The sequence below is a fragment of the Bradyrhizobium sp. SMVTL-02 genome, from assembly GCF_051853005.1.
Lineage (GTDB): Bacteria > Pseudomonadota > Alphaproteobacteria > Rhizobiales > Xanthobacteraceae > Bradyrhizobium.
Genome location: NZ_CP182469.1, coordinates 610607 through 637507 on the forward strand (window position 1 = coordinate 610607; position 26901 = coordinate 637507).

General features: G+C 62.4%; 28 protein-coding genes, 1 tRNA gene and 1 pseudogene. 17 read left to right on the plus strand and 13 right to left on the minus strand.

Annotated elements, in window-relative coordinates; translation table 11 throughout:
* Positions 1-155: 155 nt before the first annotated feature.
* Both ACNJYB_RS02870 and ACNJYB_RS02875 read right to left on the minus strand, forming a co-directional pair.
* Positions 156-1547, minus strand: a complete 1392-nt coding sequence (locus tag ACNJYB_RS02870) for a M48 family metalloprotease (protein ID WP_439372612.1) — start codon at positions 1545-1547, stop codon at positions 156-158.
* A 131-nt stretch (positions 1548-1678) separates the two neighbouring features.
* Complete coding sequence (locus ACNJYB_RS02875; protein ID WP_439372613.1) at positions 1679-2449, minus strand: thermonuclease family protein; 771 nt, start codon at positions 2447-2449, stop codon at positions 1679-1681.
* A gap of 367 nt (positions 2450-2816) precedes the next feature.
* On the opposite strand from ACNJYB_RS02875, the gene ACNJYB_RS02880 reads away from it, so the two are divergent.
* The 3 genes from ACNJYB_RS02880 (at position 2817) to ACNJYB_RS02890 (ending at position 5712) form a co-directional block, all read left to right on the plus strand.
* Positions 2817-4022, plus strand: a complete 1206-nt coding sequence (locus ACNJYB_RS02880) for an ABC transporter substrate-binding protein (protein WP_439372614.1) — start codon at positions 2817-2819, stop codon at positions 4020-4022.
* A 149-nt stretch (positions 4023-4171) separates the two neighbouring features.
* Positions 4172-4960 (plus strand): enoyl-CoA hydratase, encoded by a 789-nt coding sequence (locus ACNJYB_RS02885; protein WP_439372615.1) that lies wholly within the window; start codon positions 4172-4174, stop codon positions 4958-4960.
* A gap of 2 nt (positions 4961-4962) precedes the next feature.
* On the plus strand, positions 4963-5712 hold the full coding sequence (locus ACNJYB_RS02890) for a hypothetical protein (protein WP_439372616.1): 750 nt from the start codon (positions 4963-4965) through the stop codon (positions 5710-5712).
* A gap of 175 nt (positions 5713-5887) precedes the next feature.
* On the opposite strand, the gene ACNJYB_RS02895 is transcribed toward ACNJYB_RS02890, so the two are convergent.
* The 3 genes from ACNJYB_RS02895 to ACNJYB_RS02905 all read right to left on the minus strand — a co-directional run bounded on the left by ACNJYB_RS02895 (position 5888) and on the right by ACNJYB_RS02905 (position 9044).
* Positions 5888-6706: an enoyl-CoA hydratase/isomerase family protein gene (locus ACNJYB_RS02895; protein ID WP_439372617.1), complete on the minus strand. Its 819-nt coding sequence runs from the start codon at positions 6704-6706 to the stop codon at positions 5888-5890.
* Between the two features lie 94 nt (positions 6707-6800).
* On the minus strand, positions 6801-7961 hold the full coding sequence (locus ACNJYB_RS02900; protein ID WP_439372618.1) for an acyl-CoA dehydrogenase family protein: 1161 nt from the start codon (positions 7959-7961) through the stop codon (positions 6801-6803).
* A gap of 18 nt (positions 7962-7979) precedes the next feature.
* Complete coding sequence (locus tag ACNJYB_RS02905) at positions 7980-9044, minus strand: acyl-CoA dehydrogenase family protein (RefSeq protein ID WP_439372619.1); 1065 nt, start codon at positions 9042-9044, stop codon at positions 7980-7982.
* 244 nt (positions 9045-9288) lie between these two features.
* Here ACNJYB_RS02905 and ACNJYB_RS02910 point away from each other — a divergent pair, with 244 nt between their 5' ends.
* Positions 9289-10074, plus strand: a complete 786-nt coding sequence (locus tag ACNJYB_RS02910) for an SDR family NAD(P)-dependent oxidoreductase (protein ID WP_439372620.1) — start codon at positions 9289-9291, stop codon at positions 10072-10074.
* A gap of 119 nt (positions 10075-10193) precedes the next feature.
* Here the strand turns inward: ACNJYB_RS02910 and ACNJYB_RS02915 are convergent, their stop codons facing one another.
* Together ACNJYB_RS02915 and ACNJYB_RS02920 are read right to left on the minus strand one after the other, a co-directional pair.
* Positions 10194-10466, minus strand: coding sequence for a GlsB/YeaQ/YmgE family stress response membrane protein (locus tag ACNJYB_RS02915; protein ID WP_439372621.1), 273 nt, complete (start codon positions 10464-10466; stop codon positions 10194-10196).
* A 99-nt stretch (positions 10467-10565) separates the two neighbouring features.
* Complete coding sequence (locus ACNJYB_RS02920) at positions 10566-11159, minus strand: YidB family protein (protein WP_439372622.1); 594 nt, start codon at positions 11157-11159, stop codon at positions 10566-10568.
* A 162-nt stretch (positions 11160-11321) separates the two neighbouring features.
* Between ACNJYB_RS02920 and ACNJYB_RS02925 the strand changes: the two genes are divergently transcribed.
* Both ACNJYB_RS02925 and ACNJYB_RS02930 read left to right on the plus strand, forming a co-directional pair.
* Positions 11322-12329, plus strand: a complete 1008-nt coding sequence (locus tag ACNJYB_RS02925) for a 2-dehydropantoate 2-reductase (RefSeq protein ID WP_439372623.1) — start codon at positions 11322-11324, stop codon at positions 12327-12329.
* Positions 12330-12346: 17 nt separating this feature from the next.
* A complete protein-coding gene (locus tag ACNJYB_RS02930) occupies positions 12347-12562 on the plus strand; it encodes a hypothetical protein (RefSeq protein WP_439372624.1) in 216 nt (71 codons plus the stop codon).
* A 115-nt stretch (positions 12563-12677) separates the two neighbouring features.
* Here the strand turns inward: ACNJYB_RS02930 and ACNJYB_RS02935 are convergent, their stop codons facing one another.
* On the minus strand, positions 12678-13298 hold the full coding sequence (locus ACNJYB_RS02935; protein WP_439372625.1) for a hypothetical protein: 621 nt from the start codon (positions 13296-13298) through the stop codon (positions 12678-12680).
* A gap of 205 nt (positions 13299-13503) precedes the next feature.
* Between ACNJYB_RS02935 and ACNJYB_RS02940 the strand changes: the two genes are divergently transcribed.
* The 3 genes from ACNJYB_RS02940 to ACNJYB_RS02950 all read left to right on the plus strand — a co-directional run bounded on the left by ACNJYB_RS02940 (position 13504) and on the right by ACNJYB_RS02950 (position 15523).
* Positions 13504-14532, plus strand: coding sequence for an alpha/beta hydrolase (locus ACNJYB_RS02940; RefSeq protein WP_439372626.1), 1029 nt, complete (start codon positions 13504-13506; stop codon positions 14530-14532).
* A 173-nt stretch (positions 14533-14705) separates the two neighbouring features.
* A complete protein-coding gene (locus tag ACNJYB_RS02945) occupies positions 14706-15344 on the plus strand; it encodes an RraA family protein (RefSeq protein ID WP_439372627.1) in 639 nt (212 codons plus the stop codon).
* Positions 15345-15355: 11 nt separating this feature from the next.
* Positions 15356-15523, plus strand: a complete 168-nt coding sequence (locus ACNJYB_RS02950; protein ID WP_439372628.1) for a hypothetical protein — start codon at positions 15356-15358, stop codon at positions 15521-15523.
* 7 nt (positions 15524-15530) lie between these two features.
* On the opposite strand, the gene ACNJYB_RS02955 is transcribed toward ACNJYB_RS02950, so the two are convergent.
* A complete protein-coding gene (locus tag ACNJYB_RS02955; protein ID WP_439372629.1) occupies positions 15531-15956 on the minus strand; it encodes a VOC family protein in 426 nt (141 codons plus the stop codon).
* Between the two features lie 80 nt (positions 15957-16036).
* Here ACNJYB_RS02955 and ACNJYB_RS02960 point away from each other — a divergent pair.
* A tRNA-Arg gene (locus ACNJYB_RS02960) sits at positions 16037-16113 on the plus strand.
* A 191-nt stretch (positions 16114-16304) separates the two neighbouring features.
* Here the strand turns inward: ACNJYB_RS02960 and ACNJYB_RS02965 are convergent.
* On the minus strand, positions 16305-16595 hold the full coding sequence (locus ACNJYB_RS02965; protein WP_439372630.1) for a 4-fold beta flower protein: 291 nt from the start codon (positions 16593-16595) through the stop codon (positions 16305-16307).
* 950 nt (positions 16596-17545) lie between these two features.
* Between ACNJYB_RS02965 and ACNJYB_RS02970 the strand changes: the two genes are divergently transcribed.
* Both ACNJYB_RS02970 and ACNJYB_RS02975 read left to right on the plus strand, forming a co-directional pair.
* A complete protein-coding gene (locus ACNJYB_RS02970; protein ID WP_439372631.1) occupies positions 17546-17854 on the plus strand; it encodes a hypothetical protein in 309 nt (102 codons plus the stop codon).
* Between the two features lie 124 nt (positions 17855-17978).
* Positions 17979-18119: pseudogene (locus tag ACNJYB_RS02975) on the plus strand (hypothetical protein); the annotation flags it as partial.
* Between the two features lie 66 nt (positions 18120-18185).
* Here the strand turns inward: ACNJYB_RS02975 and ACNJYB_RS02980 are convergent.
* Complete coding sequence (locus tag ACNJYB_RS02980; protein ID WP_439375811.1) at positions 18186-18542, minus strand: hypothetical protein; 357 nt, start codon at positions 18540-18542, stop codon at positions 18186-18188.
* 699 nt (positions 18543-19241) lie between these two features.
* Between ACNJYB_RS02980 and ACNJYB_RS02985 the strand changes: the two genes are divergently transcribed.
* From ACNJYB_RS02985 to ACNJYB_RS03005, 5 genes are all read left to right on the plus strand, one after another.
* Positions 19242-20297, plus strand: coding sequence for a hypothetical protein (locus ACNJYB_RS02985; protein WP_439372632.1), 1056 nt, complete (start codon positions 19242-19244; stop codon positions 20295-20297).
* 1855 nt (positions 20298-22152) lie between these two features.
* Positions 22153-22368: a cold-shock protein gene (locus ACNJYB_RS02990; protein ID WP_439372633.1), complete on the plus strand. Its 216-nt coding sequence runs from the start codon at positions 22153-22155 to the stop codon at positions 22366-22368.
* Positions 22369-22883: 515 nt separating this feature from the next.
* Positions 22884-24053: a type IV secretory system conjugative DNA transfer family protein gene (locus ACNJYB_RS02995; RefSeq protein WP_439372634.1), complete on the plus strand. Its 1170-nt coding sequence runs from the start codon at positions 22884-22886 to the stop codon at positions 24051-24053.
* A 207-nt stretch (positions 24054-24260) separates the two neighbouring features.
* Entirely contained in the window at positions 24261-24506 is a 246-nt protein-coding gene (locus ACNJYB_RS03000) for a hypothetical protein (protein ID WP_439372635.1), read from the plus strand.
* 151 nt (positions 24507-24657) lie between these two features.
* On the plus strand, positions 24658-24978 hold the full coding sequence (locus ACNJYB_RS03005) for a DUF3768 domain-containing protein (protein WP_439372636.1): 321 nt from the start codon (positions 24658-24660) through the stop codon (positions 24976-24978).
* 51 nt (positions 24979-25029) lie between these two features.
* Here the strand turns inward: ACNJYB_RS03005 and ACNJYB_RS03010 are convergent, their stop codons facing one another.
* Both ACNJYB_RS03010 and ACNJYB_RS03015 read right to left on the minus strand, forming a co-directional pair.
* Entirely contained in the window at positions 25030-26148 is a 1119-nt protein-coding gene (locus ACNJYB_RS03010) for an IS630 family transposase (RefSeq protein ID WP_439372637.1), read from the minus strand.
* 197 nt (positions 26149-26345) lie between these two features.
* Positions 26346-26813 carry a peptidoglycan-binding domain-containing protein gene (locus ACNJYB_RS03015; RefSeq protein ID WP_439372638.1) on the minus strand — a complete coding sequence of 156 codons (468 nt, stop codon included), beginning with the start codon at positions 26811-26813 and terminating at the stop codon, positions 26346-26348.
* Between the last annotated feature and the right edge of the window lie 88 nt (positions 26814-26901).

Consider the following 26901-nt stretch of genomic DNA (forward strand, 5'->3'; position numbering starts at 1 on the left):
GGGAGGGCCCGCTACCCCGACTGTTCATTGTCGACGCGCGCTGGGGCTACCAGCGTGCCCGCCAGGGTCCTGCGGCTATGGGGCCCGGATCGGCGCGCGATTTCCGCGCGCTTGTCCCCCGGGATGACGGCGGAATTTGCGAAGCTAGCGCAGCCTCAATCCGCCACGATCTTCACGCGATCCCGCACCTTCACCTGGGCGGTGCGATCGAGGCCGTTGAGCACGCGGAAGCGTTCGGCGGGGTGATCGACGCCGGCCATGCGGTGGGAAAGCGATTCCACGGTGTCGCCGGGCTGCACGGTGATGACCTTGATGCGCAGCGGACGCGCGGCCTGGATCTCCTCGAGCGTCAGGCGGCGGAATGAGTTGACGGTCTCGCGGGCGTTGCGTTCGCTCTCGGTCGACTTCTGTCGCGTCGCGAAGATGAAGCGGTAGACGTCGCTGCCGAAGCGCAGCGCATAGACCTTGAACTGCCACTGGTCGCCCTTGGCGGTGGCGGACGCGGCCGGGAAGCCGTTGATGGTGATATCCTCGGTCGAGGCCTTCTCGACGCCTTCCATCCAGCCGGAATTGAGGTAATCACCGAGCGACTGCTCGCCCGGCACGCGCACGACGTCGAACCGCATCGCCTGCGAGCCGCCGTCGCGCACGCCGATCACGGCCTGCGCGGTGTTGTCGAGCGTGAAATTTTCAGGCGCCTGGAAGGTGAAGCCGAGTTTCGGATGCAGGAATCTCCGGCCCCGGACAAAGCCTTCGCTGGGGTCTTCGCCATAGACGAGGTTGTCGATCGCGGCGAGATAGCTCTCGCGGTCGCGCTCGGCGCCCTCGGGCGCGGCGTATTGCCGTGCGATGTTCTGCGCATTCTGCACGCGCTCCGGCGTTGCCGGATGCGATGAGGTGAAATCCTGCGCGCGCGGATCGAGCGAGCTCTTGCCGGCCTTGAGCTCGGCATTGCGCTCCATCGCCGAGAGGAAGCGCGCTGCACCATAGGGATCGAAATGCGCTTTGGCGGAGATGCCGATGCCGACGCCGTCTGCCTCGAACTCCTGGTTGCGCGAAAAACTCGCCATGGTGAGCTTGGTCTTGGCGAGCGCGAGCGCGGTGAGGTCGGGATCGTTGCTCATGTCGGTGACGACACGGGTGACGATGGCGGCCTGGCGCGCCTGGTCCTCGCGCATCGCGGCGTGCTTCGACAGTACATGCGCCATCTCGTGGCTGAGCACGGAGGACAATTCCGAGGTGTCGCTCGCCAGCGCAAGAAGACCGCGCGTGACGTAGAGCTGGCCGTTGGGGAGCGCGAAGGCGTTGACCGCGCCGGAATTGAGAATGGTGACCTTGTAGCCCTGGTCGGGGCGGTCGGATGCTGCGACGAGCCGGTCGACGGTCTTGCTGACGAGGGATTCGAGCCTGGGGTCGTCATAGGCGCCGCCATAGCTCGCCAGGATGCGCTCGTGCTCCTTCTCGGTGGCGGGGGTCTGCGCGACCGCAGGCTTCGGCTTGGGTATCGCCACGGTGGGCGGGGCGGCGGCGGTCTGGAACCGGCTCATGTCACCGCAGCCGGCGAGAAGCCCGCCCAGCGCAAGGCAAAGCGCGGCCGGCGCGGCCCGCAGGCGGCGGCAATCACCAAGTCCGTGCCGTTCTAGCACCCCATTCACGTCGCTTAACCCGTGCCCGGCCGTTAAGGCCTTACCCCAGTAGGCTCATTTGCGCCCAGCAATTCAACCTGTCCCAAGAGACGCACATCGATCCGCGGCCCTGTCGTCCCCTCAACCCAGCCCCTGACCCGAATACGTCGATACTCCAGGGACTTAAGGGCAATCCCGGCGCTTTCGAACACCGGTAGCGCGCGCTTTGAAATAGTCACGGCAAAGCCGCGTGTCCAGTTTCGTCCGAAGTTGAGGTAGGTCATTGCCCCAGCCTGCCGGACCGACAGGACTTTGCCCTCGACCACCATGAAGCGCCCGATCCCTGCCAAAATATCGTCCGGACTTTCCGCGTTTTTTATGGCCAATGGGTCAGCCCAATTGCCCATTTTTTGGCGCCTGGCCTGCGCCTCCGACGTCATCAGCGCGGCCGCGCAGTCCTTGTCGCCGATCTCGGCGGAGACGATGGCCTCGCCCTGGGCCAGCAGCGTGGCCTGGACCGAGCTGTCGCTTTCGCCGATGAAGATCAGCGCGCCCTGGCGGCCGTAGCGGTCGGGTGAGTCGTCGCCGCTTCGCAGCGTCACGTCACGGCGGGCGAGCAGTGACGTCAGCGTCTGCTTCGTCGTCGCGGTCGGCTCGATTCCGGCGAGGCGGATCTCGCGACCGTCGTCGAGGCGCACGCTGCGTCCATCGACGATGGCGGCGACGCGGCCCTCTCCCATGGATTCGAATTGGCACGGCGTGGCGAGCGCGGTGTGATCCGCGAGGAGAAGAAATGCTGCGATGAGGTGGAGGCGTCGCGTCACGTGACCCGTAAAGGTTGCATTGCGTGCTACTCATAGCTCATACGTAGTGAGGCGAGAAGAGGCTTCGTCATGCTCCGTCATTGCGAGCGCGGCGAGGCAATCCAGACTGCCTCTGCGGAAAGACTCTGGATTGCTCCGCGCGGAGCCTGTCATCGGACCGCGCTTTCGCGCGGACCCGTTGGCTCGCAATAACGGAGCGGAAACGTCTTGCCCTACGCCACCATTCCGTTTTGCGGAAAACATGCGCGCCAATCCTACGCTGCAGCAGCGCCATGCTTGCTGCCCTCCCGCGCATGCGGCATGATCGTGGCAACAGCAATAACCAAGCCGCCATCAGAGCACGGCGCGATAAGGGAGGTCTTTTTCGATGAAGCATGTTTTGTCCGGCATTTTTGCCGCCGCTTTTGCCCTGAGTGCGAGCGCCGCGCAGGCCCAGGACAAGCCGCCACTCAAGATCGGCGGCATCCTCGACATGTCGAGCCTGTATGCCGACATCACCGGTCCCGGCAGCGAGACCGCGGCGAAGATGGCCGTTGAGGATTTCGGCGGCGAGGTGCTGGGACGCAAGATCCAGGTGCTGGCGGCCGACCATCTCAACAAGGCCGATCTCTCCGGCAACATCGCCCGCGACATGCTCGACAATCAGGGCGTCGAGATGATCTACGACGTCGCGGCGTCCGCGACCGCGCTCGCGGCCGGCGAGATCGCGAAAGCTCGCAACAAGATCATCATGTTCAACGGACCGGGCTCGATCCGTCTCTCCAACGAGGCCTGCGGCCCCTACACCGTGCACTACGTGTTCGACACGTTCGGTCAGGCCAACGTCACCGGCCTTGCCGCCGTGAAATCCGGGCTCGACACCTGGTTCTTCCTCACCGCCGATTACGCCTTCGGCCAGGATCTGGAGAAGGACACCAGCAACGTCGTGAGCAAGACGGGAGGCAAGGTGCTCGGCAGCGTGCGCCATCCGCTCAACACGTCGGATTTTTCGTCATTCCTGCTCCAGGCTCAGTCCTCCAAAGCCAAGGTGATCGGGCTGGCGAACGCCGGTGGTGACACCGTCAACGCCATCAAGCAGGCGGCCGAGTTCGGCATCACCAAGGGTGGCCAGAAGGTCTCGCCGCTGCTCGCCTTCGTCACCGACATCGACTCGATCGGGCTGGAGACCGCGCAGGGCCTGCTGCTGGCGGAAGCGTTCTACTGGGACATGAACGACGAGACGCGTGCGTTCTCGAAGCGCTTCATGGAGCGGGTCAAGCGGCCGCCGACCTCGGCGCAGGCCGGTGTCTATTCTTCCGTGACCCATTACCTCAAGGCCGTGAAGGCGGCCGGCACGACCGATGCCGCCGCGGTCATGAAGGTGATGAAGGAGACGCCGATCAACGACTTCTTCGCCAAGAACGGCAAGATCCGCGAGGACGGCCGCATGATCCACGACATGTACCTGTTCGAGGTGAAGAAGCCGTCGGAATCCAAGGGCCGCTGGGACGACTACAAGCTGCTCGCCACCGTGCCCGGCGGCGAGGCGTTCCAGTCGCTGGAGCAGTCGCGCTGCCCGCTGGTGAAGAAGTGACGGCATGACGTAAGTCACGACGTCATTGCGAGGAGCTCTTGCGACGAAGCAATCCAGACTGCATCCGCGGAAAGACTCTGGATTGCTTCACTCCGCTCGCAATGACGGTGCGCTGAGAGCTTGGTCAAATAACGAGAGGAAGGCGTCCCATGAACGAGATGGTTCTACAGAGGCTCGAAGGCGGGCTGCTCACCATCACCATGAACCGGCCCGAGCGGAAGAACGCGCTCAACCCCGACATGGTGCGCGGGCTGGTCGACGCGGCGCGCCGCGCCGCCGACGATCCTGATGTGCGCGCGGTGCTGTTCAAGGGCGCCGGCGGCTCGTTCTGCGTCGGCGGTGACGTCAAGTCGATGGCGGAGGGCCGCGCGCCGCTGCCGTTCGAGCAGAAGCTTGCGAATCTGCGCCGCGGCATGGAGGTCTCGCGCATCCTGCACCAGATGCCGAAACCTGTGGTGGCGCAGCTCGACGGCGCGGCGGCCGGCGCGGGCCTGTCGATGGCGCTGTCCTGCGACCTCCGCATCGCCTCTGAATCCTGCAAGATCACGACCGCCTTTGCAAAAGTCGGTTTCTCCGGCGACTATGGCGGTACCTATTTCCTCACCCAGCTGCTCGGTAGCGCGCGGGCGCGCGAGCTGTATCTGATGTCGCCTGTGCTGACCGCGAAGGAGGCGCAGGCCATCGGCATGGTGACGAAGGTCGTCCCCGACGCCGAGATCGATGCGGCCGCGCGCGAGGTCGCGCTGTCGCTGGCGCAAGGACCGTCGATAGCGCTCGGCTACGTCAAGCGCAACATCAACAATGCCGAGCATCTGGCGCTGGAGGACTGCTTCGACGGCGAGGCGATCCACCACACCCGCTGCGGCGATACCGCCGATCACAAGGAGGCCGCAAAAGCCTTCGTTGAGAAGCGCAATCCCGCCTTCAGGGGCGAGTGACGATGGCGTCCTATATGCGCTTGCGGCAGATCTGCCTGGTCGCACCGCAGCTCGAGCCCGTGATCTCCGACATCGCCCGGATCATGGGCCTCGCCGTCTGCTATCGCGACGGCAATGTCGCCAAATACGGCCTGGAGAACGCGCTGCTCCCGGTTGACACGATTCTGCTGGAGGTGGTGGCGCCGTTCAAGGACGGCACCACGGCCGGCCGCTTCATCGAGAAGACCGGCGGCCGCGGCGGCTACATGGCGATCTTCTGCTGCGATGATCCCGACGCGTGCGGGCGCAATGCCAATGCGCTCGGCGTGCGCACCGCCAACGTCATCGACCACGCGCCCTATCACGGCGTGCAGCTCCACCCGCGGGACTGCCGTGCCGCCTTCATCGAGTTCAATCACACCGAAGGCAGCGATGATATCCTCGGGCCGTATCCGCCGGCGGGGCCGGACTGGCAGAAGTTCATCCGCACGGACGTGACGCGGGCGTTGACGGCGGTGGAGATGCAGAGCCCGGACCCGCAGCGGCTGGCGGAGCACTGGGGCAAGATCATCGGGATTGCGCCGAACGCCCAAGCCGAACTGGAGCTGCCCAATGCAACCTTCCGCTTCGTGAAGGGCGGCAGCGAAATCATGAGCGCGCTGGAGTTTCGCGTGGCTGACGTAGCGCAGGTGCTGCATACCGCCAAAGCCAAGGGGCTCGCGGTGGCGGGCAATGAGTTTCTGCTCGGCGGGGTGACGTTTCGCGTGAGTTGAGCTGCTTCTTTGTTATCCGTCACCCTGAGGTGCTCGCCTCTTCGGCGAGCCTCGAAGGGCGACGGCCACCGGCGGGGCCGTTCATCCTTCGAGGCTCTCCGCACGCTGCGGCGCACCGTGCAGATCGCACCTCAGGATGACGGGTGGACGTGCGGCGGTTCAAGGAAGAAGGGAGTCACCTCCCCTTGAAATTCGCCGCGCGCCGCTCTTCCGTGGCCTTGACGCCCTCCTTGAAATCTTCCGTCGCGCGCAGGCGGGTCTGCTCGGCGAGTTCGTGATTGGTCGCGGCCATGACGCGGTCGGCGAGGCCGTTGCGCAACGTGGCGCGGGTCGAGAGCAGGCCGAGCGGGGAGCATTCGGCGATCTCGCCGGCGAGCTTCATCGCGGCCGACTTCACCTGGTCCTGCGGCACCAGCTCGTTGGCGAGGCCCCACTTGTAGGCCTCTTCGCCGGTGACGCGGCGGCTGGTGTAGAACATCAGCTCGGCGTTGTTCTTGCCGATCAGCTCGGGCAGCGTCACGGTCAGGCCGAAGCCGGGATGGAATCCGAGCTTGGTGAAATTCGCGGAGAAGCGCGCTTCCGGGCAGGTGACTCGGAAGTCGGCCGACACTGCGAGCCCCAGGCCGCCGCCAATGGCGGCGCCCTGCACGGCCGCAACGATCGGCTTCTTGGCCCGGAAGATGCGCACGGCCTGGATGTAGAGATGGCTGATCGGCCCGAGATTGTCGGCCGGATCGCCTTTCCTGGCCTGCTCGGCCTCGCGTGCTTCCTGCGCCTGCCGCGCCGGGTCGCCGAAATTGGCGCCGGCGCAGAACGCCTTGCCCTGCGCCGACAGGACGGAGGCGCGGATCTCTATGTCGCGGTCGAATTCGTCGAGCGCGTCCGCGATCTGGTTGATCAGCGCGATGTCGAAGAAGTTCAGCGGCGGCCTTCGGATCTCGATGGTGCCGACATGCCCGACCTTCTCGACGCCGATGTCTTTATACGTGCTCATTTGGCCTCCTGTATCTCGATCTGTCAGTAAGCGAAGAACCACCTCTCCCTACGGGAGAGGTGGACGGAGTACGCGGCCGGCGTCTCGGTCGCATCTAGCGCAGACCAAGTCCACGCGCGATGATGCCGCGCAGCACCTCGGTGGTGCCGCCCTGGATGGTGAGCTTCGGTGCGGTCTTGATCGCGAAGTCGAGCTGCCGCTCCAAGGTCTCGCGATTGGTCGCGGTCTCCTCGACGAAGGCGGCGAGGTCGCGCACACGGTGCGGCAGCTGCTGCTCCCAGACCGTGCCGATGTCCTTGACGATGGACGCTTCGACCACCGGCTCCTTGCCGGCCTGCAGCATGCCGGCCACCGACACCGACATGCGCCGCATGGTGTGGAGCTGCGCAACGAGCCGGCCGATGCCTTCGGCGCTGCGCGTGTCCGGATTGGGACCGACTGCGCGCACCAGCTCGGTCAGCACGTAGTAGGTCTCGAGGAAGCGCTCGGGGCCCGAGCGCTCATAGGCCAGCTCGCTCGTCGCCTGCTTCCAGGCGCCGTCGACTTCGCCGAGCACGTGATCGTCCGGGATGAAGTGATCGGTGAAGACGACCTCGTTGAACTCGTATTGCCCTGTGATCTGGCCGATCGGATTCACCTTGATGCCGGGCTGCTTCATCTTGACCAGGAACTGGGTGAGGCCGTGACGGCGGTTCTCCCTGGTCGGCGGCGAGGTCCGGAAGATCGCGATCATGTAGTCGGCGATGTGTGCCGACGAGGTCCAGATCTTGGTGCCGTTGATGAGATAGCCGCCGTCGGTCTTGGTCGCGCGCGTCTTTGCGGCGAACAGGTCGGACCCGGAGTTCGGCTCGCTCATGCCGATGGCAAAGCAGATCTCGCCGCGGCAGATCCGCGGCAAGATCTCCATCTTGATGTGCTCGGGTGCGTATTTCAGCAGCACCGGCCCGCTCTGGCGATCGGCGACGAAGAAGCGCCGCGTCGGCGCATTGGCGACGCGCATCTCCTCGGTCACCACGTAGCGTTCAAGGAATGAGCGCTCCTGGCCGCCATATTTTTTGGGCCAGGTCATGCCGAGCCAGCCTTTGGCGCCGACCCGGCGGGAAAATTCCGGCGCGTCGGTGTCTTCGCGGTTGGGCTTGTTCGGATCGAAGGTGCCGGCGGCGATCTCTTCGGCGAGAAAGGCGCGCACTTCCTTGCGCAGCTGCTCGCACTTTTCGGGCAGGCGGATCGGATCGAAACGGAGGGCAGCGGTCATTGTTGTCTCGTCTCCTGATCAGCGCGACGCCACGAGCGGCCACAATTCATCGGCGCCTCTCGTGGCAACGAGCTTGCCGAGCTCGACGGCCCAATGGCTTTCCGAACCGAAATCGTCACGCCAGGCCAGCGCGCGCAGTGAGTAGCGATGCAGGATGTGCTCCATGGTGAAGCCGATCGCGCCATGCACCTGATGCGCGATGCCGCCGCCTTTTTCGGCGGCTTCCGCGCAGCGGATCTTGGCGGAGGCAGCTTCGAGATAGATCTCGTCGTTGAAAGATTTTGCATTCGCGATGGCATCGGCGGCCGAGGTCGCGGCCGCGAGCGCCGCCGCAGACTCGCCGGCAAGACGCGCGAGGTTGTGCTGCACCGCCTGGAATTTCGAGATCTTTTTCTCGAAGGCGACGCGCTCGTTGGAGTAGCGCACCGAGATGTCGAGCATCGATTCCAGCGCGCCGGCGATCTGAAGGCTGCGCGCGACGCCGCCCATCAGCATCAGATTGGTCTGGTCGAAGCTCTTGGGCGCCGGCCCCGTCGAGAGGGGCTGCACCTTGTCGAGCGTCACGGTGTCGCTGTGGTCGTAGCCGACATTGAGCCCGGCTTCGATCCGCGTCTTGGTCGCGTCGACCAGCGCGATGACCGCGCCATCCTTGCCGTGCGCCAGCACAGCAAAATGCTTCGCCGCTTTGGCAAAGGGCACGCCGCGGGCGCGGCCGGAGAGCGCGCCATCGGCATCGAGGATGATGCGATCCTTCGGGCTCGCCGGCACGACGGTCATCTCGCCCTCGGGCGAAGCGATCTTCGCCTGTGCGAGCAGCCAGCCGGCGAGCATGGTCTCGGCGAGGGGAACCGCGACCGCGAAGCGGCCGGCAGCGTTCAGCAGCGCAAAGCCGTCGGCGAGGCTCGCGCCGGAGCCGCCGAGATCGTCAGGCACCCACGCCAGCGGCAGGCCGGCCTCGCTCAGCGCCTGCCACAGCGGCGCCTGCCAGGAATTATTCTTGTCGTTGTTGATGGTTTGCGGATCGGCGAGATCGGCGAAGATTTTCTCCGCGGTCTCGACGACGATATTGTCACTCTCCGCCACAGCGTTCCCCGTGTTTTGCCGTTGGCGCGTCGGGCCTGATGAGCCGGCGCGCAGGTTCTTCTTGCGCCCGATGATCGGAAAAAGCCATGGCCCTGACAAGCGTTGATCGCAGGCCCATCTGCGGCGCCGGCATGGGGCAAGAGCCGGCTGGACTAATTCCGCTTAGCGGAGTTTGCTCGATTTGCAGGGCGCCGCAAACTCGCTAAACAGGGCGCCACACCAGATACAGGGAAGGAAATCCGGGATGGCAAAAGACGGCTTGTGCGCAATCGTGACGGGGTCCGCATCCGGACTTGGCGCGGCGACCGCGGAAATTCTCGCCCGGAGCGGAGCGCGGCTCGTCATCAACTATTCGTCGAGCCAGAAGGAGGCCGAAGCCACCGCGGAAGTCTGCCGCAAGGCGGGCGCTGCGGAGGTGCTGGTTGCGCAGGGCGACGTCTCGAAGGATGAGGATTGCCGCAAGATCGTCGCTGCAGCCAGCGGCTGGGGCCGGCTGGACATCCTCGTCAACAATGCCGGCACCACCAAGCATGTGGCGCATGCCGATCTCGACGGCTTGTCGGCTGAAGATTTTCAGCGGCTCTACGGCGTCAACACCATCGGCCCGTTCCAGATGGTGCGCGCCGCGCGTAGCCTGCTCGAAGCCGGCGCGAAGGCTTCGGGGCGGCCGTCGGCGGTCGTGAACGTGTCGTCGGTTGCCGGCATCAGCGGCGTCGGCTCGTCGATCGCCTATGCCGCGAGCAAGGGCGCGCTCAACACCATGACCTTGTCGCTGTCGCGCGCGCTGGCGCCGCTGATCCGCGTCAACACGGTCTGCCCCGGCTATATCGACACGCCCTGGTTCACCAAGGGCCGCGGCGAGGCCGGCGCCAAGCAGGTGCGCGACAGCGTCGTGGCGAAGGTGCCGCTCAAGGTCGCATCATCCGCAGATGACATCGCGCAGCTCGTCTGTTTCCTGGCGATGCCGGCCTCCAGCAACATGACCGGCGAGGTCGTGCGCATGGATGCGGGCATGCATCTGGTTACCTAATTCGTCGTTGCGAGCGAAACGAAGCAATCCAGAGCGGTGACAGTCTGGATTGCCTCGTCGCAAGAGCTCCTCGCAATGACGATGTGGAGGCAGTGTGCCTTCCACCGACCCTTGGCGGGCTACCCTTTTATTACGCCGCTGGCCACCAGCCGGTGCCAGATGAACAGCACCACCACTGCGCCGACCGTGGCCATGATGAAGCCGGCGCCCTGGTCGGGGCTGTAGTGGCCGATGGCCTGGCCGACGAAGGTCGCCAGAAACGCGCCGGCGATGCCGAGGATGGTGGTGAGGATGAAGCCGCTCGGATTGTGCGGCCCCGGCGCAAGCCAGCGCGCGATGAGGCCGGCGATGAAGCCGACGATGATGATCCACAACAGGCCGCCGAAACTCATGACAGTCCTCCCCTTGCCTGGGATTCGCAGAGCGTGATCCGGAAAAGTTTGCAGCGGTTTTCCGAGCGGATCACGCTCAAACGGAACTGAAGACCTCTCCTAAATCCTGCCGGATAGCTCGTTCTCTGTCGGCAGCCTTCCGTCCGGCGTCAGGTGATCGACCACCTGCGGCAGATACTGGCTGAGACCGGAGAGCAGCTCCTCGCGCGACAGGCCGCTCTGGGCCGACAGGCTCTCGATCTGGTCCGCGCCGAGCGCATTGGCGAGATCGCCAGGTGCGATCGGCTTGTTCTCGCCCTTGCCGACCCAGGAATTCGCGGCCTCGCCGTGGCCGCTCTGCTGGAACTGGTTGAGGAGGTCGCCGAGCCCGCCGCTCAGCACGGTCCCGGCCGCGCCACCGGCGAGCAGGCCGCCGAGGCCGCCCTTGAGCAGATCGCTGAGGCCGCCGCTGCCGCCGGGCTGCGTGGCGTTGCCCGTGTTGACCGGTGTCGGCGGCGGCAGCGGCGAGCGCTGCTGCGGGGCAGGCGCCGCGCTGGGCTGGCCGGCCGTCAGATGCTTGAATGCCTTCCACCCAAGCAGGGCAATGATCGCCATGGTCATCGGCGACATTCCGCCGGAGGATTGCTCGGAGCTTGCCGTGCTCGGGCCGCGGGGGCCGTTCTGCATGCCGTTGAGGACATCGAGTAGACCCATGTTGCTCTCCTTTGGCGTCTCGTTCGGCGAGCGCTCGCCGCTGACTGCCCCCGGGGCGAAAACATATGGGGCTCTCATGACGGTTACAAGTCGGATCCATCGCAACCAATGGGCAGGCGGCGTCGCCTCTGCTATCGAAGGCGGGACGTTAGGGAGAACGAGGTGCTTACGGATCGACCGATCGTGGTGGCCGGCGCAGGCGCCATCGGCTGTTTTGTCGGAGGCCAGCTGGCAGCGGCCGGCCGCCGCGTCGCGTTCCTGGTGCGGCCGCGGGTGAAGACCGAGATCGAGCGGTTCGGCCTGCGGCTCACCGATTTCGACGGCTCCGACAAGAAGCTCGGCGCCGGCCAGCCCGCGCTCTCGGAAGACCCTTCGATCTTCCACAGCGCCGGCATCGTGCTTGTCACGGTGAAGAGCGCCGATACCGCTGACGTCGCCGACCAGCTCGCGCAGCATGCGCCACAGGACGCCGTCATCGTCTCGCTCCAGAACGGCATCGGCAATGTCGCGGTGCTGCGCGAGCGCCTCGGCGACCGGCGCGTGCTGGCCGGCATGGTGCCGTTCAACGTGGTCGCGATGGGCGAGGGGCGCTTCCACCGCTCGAGCTCCGGCGACATCCATGTCGAAGCAGACGCGGCGAACACCGCCGGGGCGCTTTCAGTGCCCGGCCTTAACGTGCGCGCGAGCGGTGACATCACCGGGGTGCAATGGGGCAAGCTGATCATCAACCTGAACAACGCGCTCAGCGCGCTGTCCGACATGCCGCTCGCCGCGCAATTGGCAAGCCGCGACTGGCGAAGATTGTTCGCCGACCAGATGGCGGAGGGCCTGGCTGCGCTGCAGGCCGCCGGCATCACGCCGGTGTCGTCGACGCCGATCCCGATGAACTGGTCTCCGACCTTGCTGCGGCTGCCCGACCTGATCTTCAATGCGATCCTCGGACGGACCATGAAGATCGATCCCGAGGCGCGCTCCTCGATGTGGCAGGATCTGAAGCAGGGGCGCTGGACCGAGATCGACTATCTCCAGGGCGCCGTGATCGCGCTTGCGGAGCAGAACAACGTGGCCGTGCCGCTGATGCGCCGCATTGTTGCGCTGGTGAAGGAGGCCGAACGCGCCGGCAAGGGCCCGCCCGGGCTGTCGCCGCAGCAGATTCGCGGGACGGCCTGAGTGCAGGGAGGAAAGCGATGAGGCATTGTTTGATGATCGGGCTCGCGCTTGCCGCGCTCTGCGGCGCGTCGACGCTCGCCTATGCGAGGCCGCCGACCGTCATGACCTCGCCCGGCTATGACAGGCGATTGCAGGAGAGCAGGTCGCAATTGGGCGCTTCGGCGGTGGTAACGGCGCCTGCGATCGCGCCAGTGACAAAGCCCAAGCGTACGAAGAAGAAGCACCCCAATTGAGGATGGGGCGGGAAGCTCTATCCATTCGTCATTGCGAGCGCAGCGATGCGATCCAGAATCCCTCCACGGAAAGCCTCTGGATTTGCTTCGCTGCGCTCGCAATGACGGCTGTGGCTCAGCCCTTCTTCGCCGGCTTGCTCGGCGTCGGGCTGAACAGTTTCTTCAAATCGTTCAAGCTTTCCGACAGCCGTGGCCACTCGCAGGAGAACGAGCCCTTGGTGCAGGGCGCGGCCTTCGGCCGCGGGCCCGCCGCCTGGAGCACCTTCGGCCGTTCGACCGGCACCGGCACGCGCTCGGTCTCCGTTCGCAGCGCGATCTGCTGCAACTGCTGAGCCTGTTGCTCCTGCTGCTCGCGCTGCTGGCGCGCGGTGGCCTGGGCCGCTTCATTGCTGCGGCGCTGATGGGCGAGGTAGGCAGTGTAGGTTTCGTCGATCTTTCTCTGCTCCTCCGGCGTCGGGTTGGGGCCGGCGATGTCGAAGGTGCGGTCCTGGAGGAAGTCGTAATAGGTATAGCCGCCGCCCGGCTTGCGGCGGCCGGCGAACTTGGCGTTGCAATCGGCAAGCGCGGATGTCTTCTCGGCCTTGGTTGCGGCCTTCTCGGCGATATCGGCGCATTCCTCGAAGTCGATGGGCGCGCGTTTCCACCATTGCGCCTGGGCATGCGACTGCGTCAGCAGAAAAAATCCTGCTGCAGCAATGACAAGCGCCGCACGACGCGATGCAACGGCAACCGACATTTACGAGAGCATTCCTACACGACTCAACCCGAACCGAGCCGAAACCGGATTTTTGCCCCTTTATCGCCGGCTTGTCACCCATGGAACCCGGGAATTTCATGGCTGTGATGCTGACATTTTTTCTTGACGTGGCGCGGGAGTCACAGCCCCGCGGCACCTGATGCGCTTAGACTTTTATCGATCGGAAACCGAGGGGAATCTCCTGATGAGAGCGCTGGCCCGACTTGCCGCACTCGCCCTGATGCTGACGTGCGGCCATGCCTTCGCACTGGACGAAGAGGCTCCCAACCGCAAGCCGGTGAAGGCCATAGGCGACGCACGGCTCTCGGTCGGCGGGCGGGGCCTGCTGCCACTTTACCTCTCGCGCGACTGGTCGATGCCGCTGCCGGCGGTCCTGCGCGCGGTCATCGTGCTGCATGGACGCCTGCGCAACGCCGACGAATATTACATCTCGGCCAACAACGCGCAGGCCGCCGCGGGCGACGATGGCAAGAGCGCGCTGATGATCGTCCCGCAATTCCTGGCGGAGATCGATGTCGAGGCGCACAAGCTGCCTGCGGACACGCTGCGCTGGTCGCTCGAGGGCTGGGAGGGCGGCGATGCCGCGCTCGTGCCGAATCCGGTGTCGTCGTTCGAGGCGCTCGATGCGATCCTGGCAAAACTCTCGGACCGGCGCGTCTTTCCGAACCTGAAGCAGGTCGTGGTCGCCGGCCATTCCGGCGGCGGCCAGGTCGTGCAGCGCTATGCGATCGCGGGCAAGGGCGAGGCGCCGCTGCTGCGCCAGCACATCGACATCCGCTACGTCGTCGCCAATCCCTCGTCCTATGCCTACTTCAGCGCCGAGCGGCCCCTGCCGGCGGTTGCCGCGTCCTGCCCCGGCTACAACAATTGGAAATACGGCATGGGCGACCGTCCGCCCTATCTTGCGGATGCGACAGCCGCGGCACTCGAGCAGCGCTATGTCGAGCGCGAGGTGATCTACCTGCTCGGCACGCTCGACACCAATCCGAAGCATTCCGCATTGGACAAGAGCTGCATGGCCGAGGCGCAGGGGCCCACGCGCTATGCCCGCGGCCACGCCTATGCCGATGCGATGGCCAAGCGCGACCACGGCACGCCCAATCACCGGGTCTGGGATGTTGCCGGCATCGGCCATGACGGCGACAGGATGCTGACCTCGAAATGCGGCCTCGCGGCGCTGTTCGATAGTCCCGGCTGTGGCGCCGAGCGCTGACCTTGAAGGCGCAGCTGTCGCTTTTACACTTCGCGTCGTGAGCGCCTCACCCCGAGGCGCCGCCAAGAAGACCCTTGCGCCACGAGCGCGCGGCGTGGATGAAGGAAAGGTGCGCCTTCCGGATCATGCCGACCAGGGCACGGGCGCACGCCGAATAAGAAGGGTTTAAGAATATGACGATCACGATCGCCGCGAACAGCGTGCCCAAGCCGCCGGCCGACATCATCGCGGGCTTCCGGGACGCGCCGACCTCGGTCATCTCGGACAATCTCGCCCGGCTGCCCGGGGCGGTGGGGCTCAAACCCTATCATCGCGGCGGCAAGCTGGTGGGAACGGCCTTCACCGTGCGCACCCGGCCTGGAGACAATCTCGCCATTCACCGCGCGCTCGATCTGGTCGGGCCCGGCGACGTCATCGTGGTCGACGGGGGTGGCGACGAGACGCGGGCGCTGGTCGGCGAGATCATGAAGAACATCGCACAATGGCGCAAAGCCGAAGGCTATGTGATCGACGGCGCGATCCGCGATGTCGCGGCCTTCGCGGCTGATGATTTCCCCTGCTATGCCCGCGCCGTGATCCATCGCGGCCCCTACAAGAACGGCCCCGGCGAGATCAACGTTCCTGTCACGATCGGCGGCAGCGTGATCGCGCCCGGCGATATCGTTGTCGGCGACGAGGACGGCGTGGTGTCGTTTCCAGCCTCTGGTGCCGCGGCTCTGCTGGAAGCGGTGCGTGCCCAGGTCGCACGCGAGGAGGAAACCATGAAGGCGATCCGCGAGGGCCGCTACCAGGGCTCCTACGGCAAAGCCTGATCAGGCGGGGCTTGAGCCATGGCAATGGCTGGACCGTTCGCAAGTCGGACGCGCCGACCGCGATCGAGACCCAGCACATGACGCCGCTGCTCCAGGACGGCCCCGCCTTCAAGACCTTCTTCGACAAGCAGGTCGCCTATTGGGGTAAGGTGGTGAAGGACAACAATATCAGGGCGTAAGGCCCCGTCATGCCCGATGCAGGGGGCGCGCAAAACTGAGCTCATGGCCATCGGGGTCGGTGAGATGGAAATAACGTTCGCCCCATTCCGCGTCCCGCGGTGTGGTCGACGGCTGCCATCCGGCGGCGCGCGCCTGCTCAAAGGTCGCGTCGACATCGGCGACATAGAAGATGACGCGGCCCCACCAGGACCAGCACTTGTCGTCCGGCTGCGCCGTCAGGTTGAGATAGCCGGCGCCGGCACGAAAGCTGGTAAATGCCGCGGCTTCGCCACCATACAGGAGTTCGAATCCCAGTGAACGGTAGAAATGCACGGCACGCGCCATGTCATGCGTGCCGAGCGTGATGGCGCTGATGCTTTCGATCATCGGGGCTGCTCCGCCGACAGGGAATCCGGGCAGTGATTGTACTGCCGCCTTGTTGAGCTTGCCCATGGATCTCGCCCGCCTTGCGGCTGGCGAACCGTATTCTGCTCTGCTATGAGGGGGCCGAACCTGCAAGTTGCGGGTTCCGCGGTCCCGTAGCTCAGCCGGATAGAGCGACGGTTTCCTAAACCGTAGGTCGGAAGTTCGAGTCTTCCCGGGATCGCCAATTCTTTCAGTTACATAGCTAGAGCGCGCTCTGACGTGTGGCACTTCGTTGGCACGCCAAATACTTCGTCCGACGGCTTATCCAACGGCACACAGATGCAGGCGACATGTGCCGGTTATGTCGCGGCTCGTGTCGTGGACCCAAGCTGAGAGGGCCGGCGCACGTGGGCCACGTTGCGCCGGTTGTTTGTCTCAGAACAGATCGTGCAATGTCAGCCCGCTCCACGAAAGGGTCGGTATAGCCGGTATGGGCGGAATTGAGGGAATCGCTCGAAGCGATGGAATGCTCGGGACGCTCTTTATCGACGGGATTGATCGCATCGGCGGAAGGGGGCCGCCCGATGCACCATCCGTGAATGCAATTGCATTTCCACCTGAGCCGCGGATCCAACCGTTGTGCAGCCTTGCAACATAGCGTCCGCCATTCGTGTAGACGCTCTCTCCGTTCACAAAGCCAACAGTCTGGCTAGACCACGTATACATGGTCCCGTCGTCATCAGTGTAATGGGGTTGCGCGGCCACTGCGATCGTAAAAGTCTTTGGCCATGCCTTTAACCCTTCACGTCGCGCGGGTCAGCGCCGTAGCTGCGCTCTTCCCGGATTTTCCTTCGGTTTTGTGCAGGACGGCTTGGCCAAGTCCGCCGGCATCATGCGCGCGGTGACCAGCCCGGATATCCTCTGCTTGGTTCTTAGGTAATTGACGGAGAAAGCGTGATTGCTGCACCATCCACGGTCGAATGCGCGCTGGCACGAGTAGGGCACACGCTCGGCGAGCTCATAACCGCTGTATCGTTGGCTGGTTGGCTACACGCGGCCGAGCTGGAAGCCGTCAGTATGGCTGCGGTGCACGCCTGAAGATCAGCAGCAATCATGCAACAGCTAACGCCATTGACTGAGGAGCAGGCCGCGCTGCTTGTTGAATTTCAGCAGCACATGGATACGCAATATCAGATTCAGCTTCTGAAGCGATATAGACTGACCCTGCCTGCGCTTCCGCGCCGAAGCTTTCTAGTTTAGGCCGGCCTGAAGGGATATGGCCCCTGCCAGCTGTGGACCTCGTCTTACTGTGTGTGCGCCGGGAGGCCGGCAAGGAATAGATGGTGAGAGTCCATTACGATGAAGGAGTAGCGTCCCACATCGGCCCCGAGCCGTGCGGCAGCGTCCGTGAGGGCGCTGGCGAAGCGTCGGCAGGGGAGCATGCAGGCCAGCCATTGAGCCGCGAAAGAAGATTGTTCCGGGAGCCGACGCTGTACTCAGAGCGGAAGGCGACACGGACGGGTGCGATAACGCGAGCACCTGGACGTCCCGGCGTGGTCGTAGACCCTGGCATGTATGGACGTTCCTTGCGCGGAAACCGGGAGATCTCGAGTCTGACCAGGGGACGGTTCGGCCGCCCCGGCCCGCACTGGGAAGGCGAGGAGCCGTAGCCGGTGATGCACGGACACGAGAAGTCAGACCCCGCCATACTAGCAACGAAGCTGACGAACAAAGCCGGGCGACCGGCGGCGGAGTCGGTGGAGCGAAGGGCGGGGGCCAAGGGGAACGCGAACCAGCTCAGCACGCGCCGGGCGCAGGACCGGGAAAGCGTGTCACAGGCGCTGGAGCGCGTACGTCAAGCCGCAAGGCAAAGGAAGAAGGAACGGTTCACCGCGCTCTACCACCATCTCAGCCTGCCCATGCTCAGGACGGCGTTCTTCGCGCTTAAGCGGGAGGCGGCGCCTGGAGTGGATGGGGTGACGTGACGAGGCCGATCTCGATCGCAAGATCGCAGACCTGCACGCACGGGTCCATCGGGGAGCGTACCGGGCGCAACCAAGCCGCCGCCGGTATATTCCGAAGGCGGATGGCCGCCAGCGCCCGCTCGCAGTGGCTGCCCTGGAAGACAAGATCGTCCAACGCGCAACTGCTGCCGTGCTGAACGCGATCTTCGAGGAGGACTTCCTCGGATTTAGCTATGGCTTCCGGTCCGGGCGCGGCCAGCATGATGCGCTGGACGCCCTGGTTGCCGGGATCAACAGCACGAAGGTGAACTACATCCTGGACGCCGACATTCGGTCGTTCTTCGATGTTGCGTCATACTACACCTTCAGTTTTTTTGAGAGGGTCGAAGAGGTCCGGAGCAACTGCAGGTACTTGAATTCGTATGCCTTTTGCCCGTCCGCGATAGACGTGAACGGCCTTAAGCTCGCCGCGCTTTACACGTTGCAAGGTGGTTTGCCGCGAGACGCCCAGTAGATTCATGGCCTTGAACATCTTCACGTAACCTTCGGGCGTGCTCTCCACAAAGCGCGACCGCAACTCGTCATTGATACGGATGCGCCACGGCGCGCCAGGTGTGATCTGCTCTCCGGCAATGAAGCCATCGTTGAGGCAGCGATGCAAAGTAGAGGGTGCGATCCCGAGAGCGCGTGCTGCTTTCTCGATCGTCATGCACTCGCCGTCCTGCACTTGCTGTTTCGGCTCGAAGCACGGGATCTCCCAGTGCGTCCGCAGGCTCGACACACGATTTGCCGTAAACGACAGTCCTGTGGCCGTTGTACGGCCTTGGCGATTGAGGATGCCGGCGATCTTGGTGTCGGGTAATGTGCAGCCAGTCGCCGCAGCAGATCGATCGTATCGTCGGCGGTGCTGATCGGCGATGGGTGCGAGTGCGGCAATGGGACATTAACTTCACTGAAGAGACCGCCGCGCCAACGCAGCGTCAGGTGAGCGTTGTTCATCCGCTCTCAACGTTAGTGCCGATCGCGAAGCGTCTCTCTTCATGCGAGCTGAACATCCCGGCGTCCACCGAACGGGCACACATATTTTGTTTTGGCTAAAAGCCTGACGTCGTTTCCGATCAATCGAGTTGTTTCCCGTCGGGTCATTAGTTGACGCCATTATTTCCGAATCCGACTTTGTACCCGCTAGCAGAGGTTGGCATGATCGCAAGGACGTGTGGGGTGAGCGCAACCAAAGCGTTGCTTCGCTCACTGCAGCAAACGCAAATGAGAATGCTGGTACTTGAGCTCGCGGATCACTTTCACGCGAGACCGTCTTGTCTGCGTATCGCGCGTGAAAGGAGAATGCTACTTTAGATTGTCTTATGTTGATTGTTCCCTCGCTTCACAAATACAATTGGAGATTGTCATGACAAATGCAGCAGCGGCGCTTACCCACTCGGTATCAGTGACAGAGAATTCCGATAGACGATTGGAGGTGTTCGGTCTCGGAACCGACAGGGCGCTCTGGCACGTCTGGCAGGAAAAACCGCACTCGGGGCCATGGTCGAGTTGGGCCTCGCTTGGCGGCGTTCTCACCAGTTCGCCGTCCAGTGTCGATAATTCCGAAGGTCGGCTGGAGGTCTTTGCGCGCGGAACCGATAACTCACTCTGGCACGTCTGGCAGGACAGGCCACATGCCGGACCGTGGTCGGGCTGGGCCTCGCTCGGCGGCGCCATCACCAGCGATCCCGCTGCGATCGCCAACAGCGACGGCCGACTGGAAGTGTTTGCGCGCGGCACCGACAATGCGCTGTGGCATATCTGGCAGGAGAAGCCACATGCCGATCCGTGGTCAGGCTGGGCCTCGCTTGGCGGCAAGATCACCAGCGACCCCGAGGTGTTCATCAATTCCGATGGCCGTCTCGAAGTGTTCGCCCGTGGCTCTGACAATGCGCTGTGGCACATCTGGCAAGAGGAGCCGCATGCCGGACCGTGGTCAAGCTGGGCATCCCTGGGCGGCGCCATCACCAGCGATCCCGCCGTGGTCGCCAACCGCGATGGCCGTCTCGAAGTTTTCGCCCGTGGCACCGACAATGCGCTGTGGCATATCTGGCAGGAGAAGCCACATGCCGGTCCGTGGTCACGCTGGGCATCTCTGGGCGGCGCCATCACCAGTGATCCGGCCGTGGTCGACAATTCCGACGGCCGGCTGGAAGTGTTCGCCCGTGGCATCGACAACGTGTTGTGGCATATCTGGCAGGAGAAGCCGCATGCCGCACCGTGGTCACGCTGGGCGTCTCTGGGCGGCTCCATCACCAGTGATCCGGTGGCTTTCGATAATTCCGACGGCCGGCTAGAAGTGTTTGCGCACGGCACCGACAACGCGCTCTGGCACATCTGGCAGGAGAAGCCGCATTCCGGACCGTGGTCCGGCTGGGCATCCCTGGGCGGCGTTCTGCTGAGCGATCCACTCGCCGCCTGATACGGACTGCACGAGAGGCCGGCCGTCTCACAAGGCGGTCGGCGCCCTCACTAACCCATCATTAAGCTACTACGTCGTCACGCAACGTCGCGCGATCGCGCGCTAATTCCGGCTTTTGAACCGGCACGGATAGCCGCTTCTTCCGAAGCGCGCTGAGTATGGTGTTTTGAGACGATCTTGCCGTTGTGAACTACGGCCCGACCGTCATTCTTCGGCACGGAGTGAAATACTTTCCGCTTCGACATTCTTAAAGTCCTCAAAAATCAAGGACGACGAGGAGGGATGCGGTCAAACCGACCGCTAATATCTGTGCAATAACTCCCGGCGTCGTGATCACATCCCCCGGTCATCCGGTTGGGTGCTGGTCCGGTCGGTGCTCGCTAACGGGCCCCTCAACTGTTTGCGCTGCAAACTAGAGCGATTTGCGAACGCCAGGCACAAAGTTCAAGTTTGAGGGTACAGAGTTTTTGCGTTGAGACCATGCGAATCGATTTACCTGGCTCGGCACACTCGCCATGCGGCCAGCCGACGCTTGTTAGACTCTGATCGGGGTAGCGGCGAGAGCGAGTTTCGAGTCTCGTGCGTGAGAGGCCGAAGATACGATTCATTTCCAGTATGGATGGAGGATAAATTACGTGCTTCGCACGCGTCCATCTTCGGAAGGACCGCCAGGTATTCGGTATCCAAATTCGGAATGGAGTTTCGGTGCGAACTCGATTCGAAAGCAAAGCGAGAAGAACGCACATTCAACCGCGCTCCAAAACAGGTGCAGCTTAACTCTTTTTTTCAGGCTGCGGAAAGAACCGGTGAAAGGCGGATTCGGGCTAAGCGCGCCAATCGCAGAGGTCTTCTTCGGCGACGGCAGGACGAAACGCATCTGAGCAACGCATGATATTATTGACCGGATCGTAGGTTCGATCGAACCTGAGCGCTCAAGACTCCACGAGCGTCGCGCCCATCAGTTCCTTTCTCCGTAGCCGCCCGGATTGTCAATTTTTTGAACACGGTGTTCTACTGGAGGAACACCGGCAGAGGGATTTCATACTTAAACGGTTTTTTCGTTAGATTCCGGTGGCGAGGCCGCGGGACTGTATCGTCTCGCGGCCTCATTCATTTTCGCAGTTGAACGCGGATAGGTCTCTCCGGTCCGAAGTCGACCTCGCTCCCCACAATTATCAGCGGTTCCACCGAGGCTTCGCATTCAGGCGCGCCAGACTCGGCGCTTTGGTTAAGTCATTTGCGCGTTGGGCTAGCCCTGTTGTCGCAGCCCATCCGGACGAACGGGGGATAGCGGATCCGACAAGCGACCGTGATCCCAAACTGGTCCGTAGTCAGCCAGGATCAGGAAGCGTCGGACAATGTTGGCGTCGATCGTCAGCTTTCAGACCAATGTCGACAACTTGATCATACAGCCCCGCTACGAAGCGCCTGCAGGACCTCCGATTCTCGATTCGGCACGGCCCTTGCTCCGTTCGAGGCAGCATCACCTATTCCTCCAGATGCGGTGATGTTAGGGGCGGGCTCGGCGCCGCGTCGCCGCTAGCGTCTGGTCCGTCCCGCTGCTGTGAGGCGATATGAAACAGGATCTTCGACCGGCGACCGGATTCGGTCACGCTCGCCGCCGTCATATCCTACGCGGGCACGAACGCGAAGGGGGTAAAGACCGAATCAGTGTCTCCCTAAGCCGCGGGAGACGAGACCGCCATGCCCGCGAGATCTTTGCTCCGCGCAAGTTAGGAAAGTGTACCCGCAGCTCCGAAGCAGCCGCGCAGGCATAGCTCGCGACTGGATATCGTCGCGTAAACGTCAATGTACGATCTTCCAATCTCGACAAGCTAGAGCAAAGATAGCAAAGATGCAGACTGGAACGGTAGTTTCGTACAGTGTTGAAAAGGGCTGGGGCTTCATAAGGCCTGATGATCGCAGCGGCGAGGATTTGTTCGTGCACATGTCCGAACTACGCAACTGCACAGGTACCGATCTGGTGCCGGGCACGCGCGTGACGTTCGATCTTTGCTTCAACAAACGGCGCTCAAAGTACAGAGCTGCCGAGGTCAGGTTGATCGATTGAAGCGCCGAAGTAGGTGTTCAAGATTGTTCAAACAGAGCAAAGACGGCGAGTTCGTCCCTGGCAAGCGTTTATGCCGGGTAAGGCAAACGCAGCCGACGTTTTCCGAACGCAGCACTCGAGTAAAAATCTGTCTACTCGGCTGAGCACAGATTTCACTCGGGTACTCACTGGAATGCATCAGAAACTCCTTCGCGTTGGCTCTGTAGGGAGATGTGAGGGCCGCCGCCAAGCGAACAACCGTCGTCACGTTGTGCCGGCCGCATATCATTCCTCCCGGGCCACACTCTGTGCAATGATAGAAGTTTTCGAACCTGGATGATCGCCCTCCAATAATACTTCCTTACGGGACACAGATTGTGAGACCAAACATCATCAAAATTCACAGGTTCGAGTGATATGCCGGGTCGTCAGTTGACCGTGGCGCCTCGCAACATTCAGACAAAATCCATTACTGCTATTGGCGAATCCGTCGGCCTTGCCCAGGAGAACAAGAAACTAAACCATGCATATCCAATATGGATGCCGATCACACCACTCGCTTTGCGCGAGTCGATTTCCGCAATGACGATCGTGTCTTTGGCATTAAAGACGACGATCGACTATTGCATATGTACGTGATCGGGAAGACCGGCACTGGCAAATCCACGCTGATCGAAACGATGGCCCTCCAGGATTTGGCGCGCGGAAATGGCTTTGCGCTCATTGATCCGCATGGCGATCTTGTTGCTCGCATCGCTTCGCGCATCTCGGCAAAGCATGCCGATAGGGTAGTGTACCTCGACGCAACCAACCCAAATCAGCCATACGGTTATAACCCCCTTCGTCACGTCAGCGAAGATCGTATCGCTCTCGCGGCTTCCGGCATGATGGATGTCTTTAAAAAGATGTGGCCGGACGCATGGGGCGTGCGTATGGAGCACATCTTACGGAATGTTCTGATGGCTCTCTTGGAGCAGCCTGACGCTACGCTCCATGACGTGTTGCGCATATTCTCTGACAACGAGTTTCGCAAAAGAACGGCCAAATCCCTCCGGAATGAGACCGTCCGGACGTTTCTACTCAATGAGTTTGAGCGATTCTCATTCGGCTACCGCGCCGACGGCACCGCGCCGATCCAGAACAAGGTCGGTGCGTTTCTGGCTGATCCGCTGCTCAATCGGATATTAACGGCACCCGAAGAGGATTTGCACATCCGTCGGATCATGGACGAAGGCAAGGTTCTCTTGGTCAATCTGGCGAAGGGGCACATTGGGGAAGATAGCTCGTCGCTCCTTGGCGGGTTGCTCGTCACAACGATTGGCCTGGCTGCCTTTAGCCGAGCCGACACTCCACAAGACAAACGTCGGGACTTCTTCGTCTACGTCGACGAGTTTCAGAGCTTTACCACGGTCGCGCTGGCGAACATGTTTTCCGAGCTTCGCAAGTATCGCGTCGGCTTCACCGTGGCGCATCAATATCTAAACCAGCTTACCCCTGAGGTACGCCATGCAGTTCTCGGCAACGTCGGCTCTATCATCTCATTCCGTGTCGGCGTCGAAGATGCTCCATATCTCGTTCGAGAATTCCAGAGCCGGTTTTCGGAAATCGACCTCTTGAGGCTGCCGAACTACCGCATCTATCTCAAGCTTATGATCGATGGAACGCCATCAATACCTTTCAGCGCCGCGACGCTTGAGCCGATATAGGGACATTTGCCAAACTGGCATAATCCCGTGTCTACCCTCGCTTTTCTCCTGAAGTACGATCGCGCTCGGACATTGTTCTTTCCGGCGCCAATTCGGATGTCGGTAGCGAGACGGAGGATCGATCTGTTGCTGTTTTGAGGACGGCGCAGCTCCGCCTCGCTATCCGGCACCCGAATGGTTCGGGCTGACGGTAGTGAGGAGAAGAACATGTCCACGATTGCCCTTTCGTACAAGGCCGTAAAGCTAATGAAGCTCTGCGATCTCGAAGGCTTCCAAAGCCTCGACGATCTTCTGTTGGTGGTCGCCCTTAAGGGCTCGGCATGTCCAGCCATCTGTATAACGGAAGGATGTGATCACACGGCAAACATGGAGCCGGACCAGGACCGGGGGTTCTGTGAGGCCTGCGGTGGCAACACCGTCGTATCGGTACTTGTGCTCGCCGGTCTCATCTAAGAGATCAGCCATGCAGGTCCGAAACTTCTATCACTGCCCAGAGTGCGGTCGCGAGTGGACGGACGTGTGGTCCGCACAGTGCGACAATGACTGCCCGCACTGCGGCGCATGTCATATCTCGCCGTACAAAAGCGAAGACGCGGAGGAGAGCATGACGAATAGGATTGCTCTTCTCAACGACGCCTTCCGCCGCACGTTTAGCGGCGGCAAGGTAATGATGACATCAGGCGTCAATGAACTGCCGGACTGCGTGAAGGCTGAAGCGCTCATTCAAGTGGCGAACTTCGCTGAATTCACAGAGAACAACGATCCGTATGACGAGCACGACTTCGGCAGCTTCGATCTGGTCGGTCGGAGGTTCTTTTGGAAGATAGACTATTACGACAAGCGGTGCGAGTTCGGCTCTGACGACCCTGCAGACCCTGAGAAGACCATGCGAGTCCTAACCCTCATGCTTGCTCAAGAGTATTGAGTAATAGGATGCTCCCTTGTTGCCCCGCAAATCGCGGGGCATTTCTTTGCCCTAGTGTCGTGAACCAGAAGTTCGCAACACTCGATCGGCATTATCCTGGGCATTGTATCGGCAGAAGCGCTCGATTGAAGCAAGGATGTCATCAGCGGACTTGGTCCATCGGAATGGTTTTGGATCGGCGTTGTGTCGTTCGATGAATGAAGCGATGTCGGCCCTGAGGGCGGCGACACTCCGGTAGACGCCGCGCCTGATCTTCTTGTCGGTAAGGAGCGCGAAGAAGCGCTCGACCTGATTGAGCCATGAGGAACTGGTCGGGGTCAGGTGCACATGCCAACGCGGCCTTTTAGCTAGCCATCGTCGGATCAGCGGGGTCTTGTGCGTGGCGTAATTGTCCATGACGAGATGGACGTCGAGTTCGTGCGGCACGACCGCCTCGATCTCATCGAGGAATTTGCGGAATTCGGCGGCACGGTGGCGTCCGTAGCACTTGCCGATGACCCGTCCGGTCGCAATATCGAGGGCGGCGAACAGCGACGTGGTGCCATGCCTTTTGTAATCATGGCTCCTTCGGGCCGGCTGGCCGGGGCGCATCGGCAACATTGGTTGGCTGCGGTCCAGAGCCTGGATTTGGGATTTTTCGTCCACACACAGAACGATGGCATGCTGCGGCGGCGAGACGTAAAGGCCGACGACATCGCGGACCTTGGCCACGAAGTTCGGATCGGTCGAGAGCTTGAACGTCTCCATCCGATGTGGCTGGAGCCCGAAGGCCCGCCAGATGCGTTGCACCGTCGACACCGACAGGCCGCTAGCCTTTGCCATGCCGCGAGAACTCCAATGGGAGGCGTTCTCAGGGCAGTTCTCCAGCGTTCGAACGATCACGGCTTCGATGCGGGCATCATCAACGGTACGCGGAGCCCCGGAACGCGGCTCGTCGTGAAGCCCGGCCACGCGCTGTTCTACAAAACGGCGCCGCCATTTGCCGACTGTCCCTCGCTCTAGGCCCAACTTGGCGGCCACTTCCTTGTTCTGTCCTCCCTCCGCGCAGCTCAGTACGATCCGGGCTCTCAGAGCCAGCGCCTGCGCCGTCTTCCGTCGCGTCACCAGCGCATTCAGTTCGGCACGTTCATCATCGCTCAACACCAGGGGCGCAAGTCGCTGGACCGACATCAGATCCTCCGTCGTTGTTCCAGCACTCATCTCTGGCACAACCACGCGAATCTAATGCAATTCTACGATTGCGAACTTGTGACTCGGGACACTAGCGGGCCGTCGTCGCTAACCCGGGCTCGCCGGTCCTGCTTTCGGGGCCGGTCATTTCGACGCTCTTAGACTTCCTTTGCTCAGGGTCGAAGTTGAACGCGCGATTAACTCCAGAGCGCGGTCCACGTCTTCGGGCCGACAATACCATCGACCTTCAAAGGATTGTGATCGAAATCAACGTGAGATGCTTGGAATGCCTTCACCGCGGCCTCGGTGTGCGGGCCAAAATCGCCGTCTACCGCCCCCGGATCAAATTGAGGGTCCGCGTAGGATTTGAGGATCTCCTGGAGGAGCCTCACACTGCTGCCCTTTGAACCCTTTTTGACCGTTTCTGGCGTGAGCCTGAACCAAGTCTGCGGACCCACAATGCCATCGACAGTTAGGGGAAACGAGAACGCCCAGAAATGTCCTACGGATCGATCAGTTTGATATCGTCGGACCGCGTTTAGGGTCACAGGTCCGAAGACGCCGTCCTCTGTGCCGGGAAGAAGATAACTTCGCTCAATCAACGCCCTTTGCGCCCTCTTTACTGCATCACCTTTCGAGCCTAGTTTGATGATAGGTTCGGCCATAGCGAAAATTCCCTAATTGCGTGGTGCACGACTGATTTGCGGCGACTAACTCGCGTGTAGATGCGTCTTTAGTATCGTAGCCAACCTA